This is a genomic window from Streptomyces torulosus, assembly GCF_001419765.1.
Taxonomy (GTDB): domain Bacteria; phylum Actinomycetota; class Actinomycetes; order Streptomycetales; family Streptomycetaceae; genus Streptomyces; species Streptomyces torulosus.
On record NZ_LIRK01000844.1, the window covers coordinates 1 to 4,945 of the forward strand.

A 4,945-nucleotide genomic window follows, 5' to 3' on the forward strand; every position below is an offset into this window, starting at 1 on the left:
AGGGCGGCGAGGGCGGAGAGGGCGGCGAGGGGTGATGACCGGCGTGAGGGGTGGTGCCTATGTGGGGCGCGTTGACCGGCGTCAGGCGCGGTGACCGGCGCGAGCGGTGCTGAAGGGTGTGAGCGGCGCTGATGGGGTGTCAGTCTCACTCTTTCGTGGCTCGTCGCGCCGTCGTGCGCCGGGTAGATGTCCGCCCGACCCGAACCGCGGACCGGAGGCGCGCACCATGGAGCAGACCGCGTTGAGCCCCAAGGCCAGGCCCGGCGACGGGCCCGGCGGCGAGGTACCCGATCAACTGCCCGACCAGGCGCCCGACGAGGACCGGCCGTCCGGCCCGGCCCGGCGACCGCACGCCGCGCCCCGACGCACGAGGCAGCGGGTGGTCACCCTGGTGTTCGCCCTGGTCACCTGCGTGGTCCTGGTCCTGTCGGGCGTCGGACTCGGCGCGCTGGGCCTCACGACGACCGGTGTGGGCGCCCTCGCGGAGGCCCGGCGGGCCCCGGCCGCGTCTCCGCGCTCCGACAGCGGCGGGGTGCAGCCGACCACCCCGGTACCGGCGTCGGCCGCGGCCCCCGGCCCGGGCCCGGCGCCGGCCCTCGGCGGCTCGGCCCTGGGCGGTCCGGCCCCCGCCCGCGCGACCCTCGGCATCGAGGCCGTCGACGCCAGCGGGAGCGGAGGCGCGCTCGTCGTCGGGGTGCATGTGCCCGGCCCCGGCTACGGCGCGGGCCTGGTCCGGGGTGATGTCGTCCTCGCCGTCGGGGACACCCGCACCGGATCGGCGGCCGACGTCGCGCGGGCGATCGCCGCCGCGCGCCCCGGCACCCCGGCGAAACTCCTGGTACGCCACGCGAACGGCACCCGCCGCTACCTGGTGGCCGTACCGGGGGTGGCCATCTGAGCCCCGCGGACCGCTCCCCGATAGCCGGCACCGGACGGCCGACCCTCGACGGCAGCCGTACCGGGCGGTGGTCACACCCCCCCCACGGGCGGGGACGGGCCCTACGGCGCCACCCGGAAGTGGCTCGTCAGGCGGCCCTCGTCGTCCAGCACATGGAACGCCAGTCCGGGCGGCGCCTCCCGGTCGGCGACCTGGTCGCCCTCCCAGGGCAGCCGGAGCGTCCACGTCACCCCCGGCCCGACGACCAGCGGCCGCCCCGCGAACACGGTCGCGGCGGGCGTGTGGGCGTGCCCGGTGATGATCCCCGCGATCTCGGTCCGGCGCTCCAGCAGCCGGGCCAGCGCGGTGGGCCGACCCAGCTGGTAGGCGTCCGGCAGCGGGTGGTGCAGCGCCACCGGCGGATGGTGGAAGGCGAGCAGCGCGGGCCGGTCCCCGTCGAGGTCGTCGAGGGTTTCCTCGATCCAGGCGTACGTCTGCGCGTCCAGCTCGCCCTCGTCCCGCCCCGGCACGCTGGAGTCGCACATCAGCACCGCCGCGTCGTCGAAAAGACGCACGCTGTTGACCGGCCCGTCGGTGGCCGGCTCGCCGAGCAGTGCCTTGCGGTAGGGCGCCCGGCTGTCGTGGTTGCCCGGGCAGGTGAGCACCGGGAACGGGGCGTCCCCGTCCCGCAGCCCGAGCAGGCGCGCCGCCTCCTCGTACTCGGCCTCCGTGCCGTGGTCCGCGATGTCCCCGGTCACCAGCAGCGCGTCCACCCGGCCCGGCAGGCCCCACAGCAGGTCCCGCACCCGCTCGGCCCGCCGGGTGGCCCGGTCCGTCCCGTCCAGATGCAGATCACTGATGTGCGCGAGTACGAGCATCGCCGTACGCCTCCCTTGGGCCCACTGTCTTAATGGAACAGATGAATCTAAGCATTAGCGCTAACGGATGGGCAATCGGCAACCATTAAGGGGTCGCCCGGCGTACGGCCCGGAGGGCACCATGGCGGGATGCTGAGCACCCTCCTCGCCTTCCTCGGCGCGTGCACCCTGATCGCCGCCTCACCGGGCCCCAGCACCGTGCTGATCATCAAGGAGTCGCTGCGCAGCAGGCGCGCCGGCTTCCTGACCGTGCTCGGCAACGAGACCGGCGTCTTCGTCTGGGGCGCCGTCGCCGCGCTCGGCCTGACCGCGCTGCTGGCCGCGTCGGAACTGGCGTACGACGTCATGCGGATCGTCGGCGCGGTGGTCCTCGTGGTGTTCGGCGTACAGACCCTGTGGCAGGCGCGCCGAGCGAAGGGCGACCCGGCTCCGGGTCTGGGCGAGGCGGCCGGGAAGAGCGGCTGGGCCTCGTACCGGGGCGGGCTGCTGCTCAACCTCGCCAACCCCAAGGCGGCGATCTTCGCCATGTCGTTCCTGCCGCAGTTCGTGCCCGAGGGCGCGCCCCACCTGCCCGCCATGATCGGCCTCGCCGCGCTGTGGGCGGTCTACGAGATCGGCTACTACGGCGTGTACGTGTGGTGCGTCGGCCGGATGAAGGCCGTCCTGTCCCGCGCGGGCGTCCGGCGGCGCCTGGAGCAGGTCTCCGGCGGCGTGCTGCTGCTCCTCGGCGCCCGCCTTGCCCTGGAGAGCTGACGGCGCGGCCCGGCAACGGGCGCGCCCGAGCGCACGCGCGCCGACACCCTGCGGCAATGGGGTCGCGTGCGCTGCCGCGGACAGGCAGGATGCTGCCCGTAGGGCGCGCCGCGCCCTGCCCCAGGGAACTCCGAGCACACGGAGGCATGGATGACCGGCACGTCTGGCCATGGATCCGCGCCACTGACCGCCGACGACCCGTCCGGCCCCCTGACGCCCTTCACCGTCGACGACTACCGTGCCCGGATGCGGCGGGCCGCGCGCGCCGCGGCCGACGCGGGCCTCGACGGGCTGCTGGTGGCGCCCGGCCCCGACCTGGTGTGGCTGACGGGGTACCGGCCGCCGGAGACCGAGCGGCTCACCCTGCTGGTGCTGCGGGACGCCGAGGACCCGGTGCTGGTGGTGCCCGCCCTGGAGGCCCCGGACGCCGAGGAGGCCCCCGGCGGCCCCGCGCTGGACCTGCGCGACTGGGCCGACGGCAAGGACCCCTACGACACGGCCGTGGCCCTCCTCGGGCCGCGCGGCCGTTTCGGGGTCAGCGACAACACCTGGGCACTGCACCTGCTCGGCCTACAGGGGCGGCTGCCCGGCACGGCGTACGTCGGGCTGTCCGAGGCCCTGCCGATGCTGCGGGCCGTCAAGGACGCGGCGGAGCTGGAGCGGATGGCGGCGGCGGGCGCGGCCGCCGACCGGGCGTACGAGGAGATCCGGCGGGTCCGGTTCGCCGGGCGCCGGGAGACCGAGGTCGCCGCTGATCTCGCCGACCTGCTGCGGCGGTTCGGGCACTCCCAGGTCGACTTCACGATCGTCGCCTCCGGGCCGAACGGCGCCAACCCGCACCACGAGGCCGGCGACCGCGTCATCGCCGACGGCGACATGGTCGTCCTCGACTTCGGCGGACTCAAGGACGGCTACGGCTCCGACACCTCCCGCACCGTCCACGTCGGCGAACCCGACGCCGAGGAACGCGAGGTGCACGACGTCGTACGCGCCGCCCAGGAGGCCGGGTTCCGTGCGGTCCGGCCCGGCGTCGCCTGTCAGGAGGTCGACCGGGCGGCCCGCGCCGTCATCGCCGACGCCGGGTACGGCGACCGCTTCATCCACCGCACCGGGCACGGCATCGGCGTCACCACCCACGAGCCGCCGTACATGGTCGAGGGCGAGGAACGCCCCCTCGTGCCCGGCATGTGTTTCTCCGTCGAACCCGGCGTCTATCTGCCGGGCCGCTTCGGTGTGCGGATCGAGGACATCGTGACCGTCACCGAGGACGGCGGGCGGCGCCTCAACGCCACCCCGCGCGACATGGCGATAGTGCACTGACCTCTCCGAGGAGCCCCGAACCCCCTCCCCTCCGGACGACAACGGCGCGACCATGACCCAGGCACCGACACCCACCGCGGACACCGTCCGCCGACTCGTCCGTTCCCTGATGAAGAACGGCGAGGGGAGAGCCGGCGGCGCGGGCGGCGACGGCCCCGACGTACGGCCCGTCACCGAGGAGGGCGGGCCGTGGGCCTGGTGGGTCGGCACCCGCCATGTGCTGCGCCTCGCCCCCGACCGGCACGCCGTCGTACGGCAGCGGCGCGAACTGCGGCTGCGCGACCTGGTCCGGCCGCATGTGGGCGTCGCCGTCCCGGTGAGCGTCGCGCACGGCGAATGGTCCGGCGGCCTCACCTACACGCTCGACACGCGCATCCCCGGCACCGCCGCCCCCGTGCACGACGTGTCCGCCGTGGGCGAGGACGACCTCGCCGGGCTCCTCACCGGCCTGCGCGAGGTGCCGCAGCGGCAGGCGGAGGCGCTCGGGGTACCCCGGTTGCCGGCGCGCTCCCTGGAGACCCTGCGGACGGCGGCGGGACGGGCCGCCAAGCAACTCGCCGGAGCGGACGAGTTCGACCCGGCGCGGCTGGGGCAGCTCACCGCGCCCAACGCCGCGCAGCTCACCGCTCCCGCGGCCGTGCTCGTCCACCACGCGCTGACCGGCGAACACCTGCTGGTCGGCGCCGACGGGCGGGTGCGGGGGGTGCTGGACTGGAGCGACGCGGCGGTCGGTGACCCGGCCGAGGACATCGCGCGCCTCGCGACGGCGGTCGGTGCGCCCGCGGCGGTCCGCGCGGCGACCCTCGCGGGGTACGGGGCGCGGCCCTGTCTGCGGGGGCTCTGGCTGGCCCGCTGCGACACGGTCGTCGCTCTCGCGGCGGCCGCGCAGGGACGGGGGCCGGCCGCGCCGCTCCCCGCGCTGCGGGAGCGGCTGCGGCGGGCGTGGGAGCCGATCCTGCTGGAGCGGGTGACCGATCTGCGGGGGGAGGACTGAGCGTCGTCCGTGGTGACGGGGTCGCTCACAGCGGGGAGCGTTCGGGGTCGCGGGTCGCCCAGGAGCTCGGGGGCGGGCGTGGCACGGCGACTGCGGCCGGGTTCGTGGTCGCTCGCGCAGTTC

The 4,945-nt window shown here is 75.7% G+C and carries 5 protein-coding genes; 4 read left to right on the forward strand and 1 reads right to left on the reverse strand.

Annotated elements, in window-relative coordinates; all coding sequences use genetic code 11:
* Nucleotides 1–226 precede the first annotated feature (226 nt).
* Complete coding sequence (locus AOK23_RS41180; protein WP_055717524.1) at nucleotides 227–898, forward strand: PDZ domain-containing protein; 672 nt, start codon at nucleotides 227–229, stop codon at nucleotides 896–898.
* Nucleotides 899–999: 101 nt separating this feature from the next.
* Here the strand turns inward: AOK23_RS41180 and AOK23_RS41185 are convergent, their stop codons facing one another.
* Nucleotides 1,000–1,755, reverse strand: coding sequence for a phosphodiesterase (locus tag AOK23_RS41185; protein WP_055717525.1), 756 nt, complete (start codon nucleotides 1,753–1,755; stop codon nucleotides 1,000–1,002).
* A gap of 129 nt (nucleotides 1,756–1,884) precedes the next feature.
* Here AOK23_RS41185 and AOK23_RS41190 point away from each other — a divergent pair, with 129 nt between their 5' ends.
* From AOK23_RS41190 to AOK23_RS41200, 3 genes are all read left to right on the forward strand, one after another.
* Nucleotides 1,885–2,508 (forward strand): LysE family translocator, encoded by a 624-nt coding sequence (locus AOK23_RS41190; protein ID WP_055717526.1) that lies wholly within the window; start codon nucleotides 1,885–1,887, stop codon nucleotides 2,506–2,508.
* Between the two features lie 246 nt (nucleotides 2,509–2,754).
* Nucleotides 2,755–3,828, forward strand: a complete 1,074-nt coding sequence (locus AOK23_RS41195) for a M24 family metallopeptidase (protein ID WP_055717528.1) — start codon at nucleotides 2,755–2,757, stop codon at nucleotides 3,826–3,828.
* Nucleotides 3,829–3,880: 52 nt separating this feature from the next.
* Nucleotides 3,881–4,822 carry an aminoglycoside phosphotransferase family protein gene (locus tag AOK23_RS41200; RefSeq protein WP_055717527.1) on the forward strand — a complete coding sequence of 314 codons (942 nt, stop codon included), beginning with the start codon at nucleotides 3,881–3,883 and terminating at the stop codon, nucleotides 4,820–4,822.
* Nucleotides 4,823–4,945: the final 123 nt, after the last annotated feature.